The following is a 1,858-nucleotide window of genomic DNA, read 5'->3' on the forward strand; positions in this document are numbered from 1 at the left end:
AAGGTCGGCTACATTTACGGTTATTTGCTTCATTAGATATTCCGTTTTGATTTTTCCTAACTGTACAGGCAGAAAAGCTCAAGCGCATTAATGAAATGAGGTGATTGCTCACGAATTCGTGAAAAAATACGAACGCGTAATTTCCAACGGCTTGGTAGCAAAAAACGAACGCTAACTAATACCACGGTCAGATAACCAAGTGTAGAACCTAGAGCGCGATACCTTGCAATCACGTTCAGATAACTTTGCAAGTATCTTGGTCTTTGCTGTTCCCTTGTCTAGCTCTGACAATATCATAGCGGTGTGCTCGTCTATTTTTGATTTGACTACAGCACCATGAGCACGACCAGACGATAGACCTTGCGACTTGCGTTTAGCGTGACCCGCTTTGGCACGTTCGCTCCTCTTTTGTGATTCCATTGCAGATGCGAACGATTGGCCGACTACTGTAAAAATTGTTTCTGCGTCGTCAGCATTATCTTTTGTGATTACACGGTTATCATAAGCAAGATGTAGTTCACCACGTTCGGCAATCTGAGCGATGGCACCGATTAACTGCATTACTTTATTGCGTCCTAATCGAGTGATGTCACTAACGACGATGCTCGAACCTGCATTTATAAGGGCAGATAGTTTTCTGTCTTGTAAGTCTGTCTTACTACCAGAAACATGCTCTTCTACCCAATCAGTGATGACAATGTCATTCCGCTCGGCGTAACTCTTAATCGCTTCACGCTGAGAACTACCGTCTGCTCTGTTGATGTCCGAAATACGTATATAACCAATCATAAAACCACCCGTCCTGTTTAGTGCATTTATAGTCCAATAGGCAGGACGGATTTGCAAGAATTAAAGTGTCCTGTTTAATGTAATCATAAGGCAGGACACATAAATACTGATGTGGACGTAGTGAACCCACACAACCTTTTCTTATGCATTTTTATTTGTGAATTCAAAGCGACCTCTAACGGGTCGCTTTTTTTTGTGTCTGAGAATCGCAATTTTACGATTGGCAACACCACTAAATAGATTATGTAAGCAATGGGGTATTTGACACACCTAACATTGTGCGGGTTGTTGCGTCTCCCCGTAATTCCGAAATTAGATGCAATAAATTTGAGTTTTCACTGGCCGACCTGATTCGCCGTCGGTGCATTTTTAGGACAAACAAAATGGCAGATAAAGACAAACGCTACTATGAGAAAAATAAGAAACGGATTCTTGAGAAAGCTAAGGCAGCACACCAGAGAGCGACAGCGACAAAGACGTTTAAAGAATTGGTTACAGAGTTCGCGACAGCAAAGCAGTTAGAGACTGCAAAATACTTGCATACGCTATTACCAGAGTTCGGCATTAAACCCGATTACATGGCATTGCTCTATCGTGAGCATGAACGTAGCAAATCAGAAATGGACTTTAAACAATGGCTAGAGGACAGGTTGAAAAATGCAGATTAAACAAACTAGACCTTCTTTAGTAGTTGGTCATAGCAAGCTGATATTCAGGTCACTTGCTGACTTAACGCGAAAGGATTTGACCAACGTCATTGGCAGATTTGACGGTAACGAAACAGCTAGTTTCTTGTCTGACGGAGCTTTAGGTCAAAAATATCAGGCACTATATGACAATGGTGTAGCTATCCATTTAGCAAAAGGGCGAGACGGCAACTACTACCTAACCGATTTAGTGGATGATATCAGTCACATTGAAATGTACGAACACGTCAATTTCAATGAAAATGCACTAGACGAGAGTATTGGTTATCTACCAAAGGACGACTTTCTAATCCATTTATCGGAGAGTAATGATAGTGATAGTTACATACCTTTAGTGTTCACAACTAATGCACTACAGCACG

At 41.6% G+C, this 1,858-nt stretch carries 2 protein-coding genes and 1 pseudogene; 2 read left to right on the forward strand and 1 reads right to left on the reverse strand.

Annotated features, from left to right (window positions below; all coding sequences use genetic code 11):
* Positions 1–171: 171 nt before the first annotated feature.
* Positions 172–789: a recombinase family protein gene (locus AB6E85_RS25755; protein WP_102534335.1), complete on the reverse strand. Its 618-nt coding sequence runs from the start codon at positions 787–789 to the stop codon at positions 172–174.
* 383 nt (positions 790–1,172) lie between these two features.
* Here AB6E85_RS25755 and AB6E85_RS25760 point away from each other — a divergent pair, with 383 nt between their 5' ends.
* Together AB6E85_RS25760 and AB6E85_RS25765 are read left to right on the forward strand one after the other, a co-directional pair.
* Positions 1,173–1,457 carry a hypothetical protein gene (locus AB6E85_RS25760; protein ID WP_372144813.1) on the forward strand — a complete coding sequence of 95 codons (285 nt, stop codon included), beginning with the start codon at positions 1,173–1,175 and terminating at the stop codon, positions 1,455–1,457.
* Positions 1,447–1,858: pseudogene (locus AB6E85_RS25765) on the forward strand (hypothetical protein); the annotation flags it as partial. The gene AB6E85_RS25760 and the pseudogene AB6E85_RS25765, both read left to right, overlap by 11 nt.

It is taken from the genome of Vibrio sp. 10N.247.311.51, from assembly GCF_041467855.1.
Taxonomy (GTDB): domain Bacteria; phylum Pseudomonadota; class Gammaproteobacteria; order Enterobacterales; family Vibrionaceae; genus Vibrio; species Vibrio coralliirubri.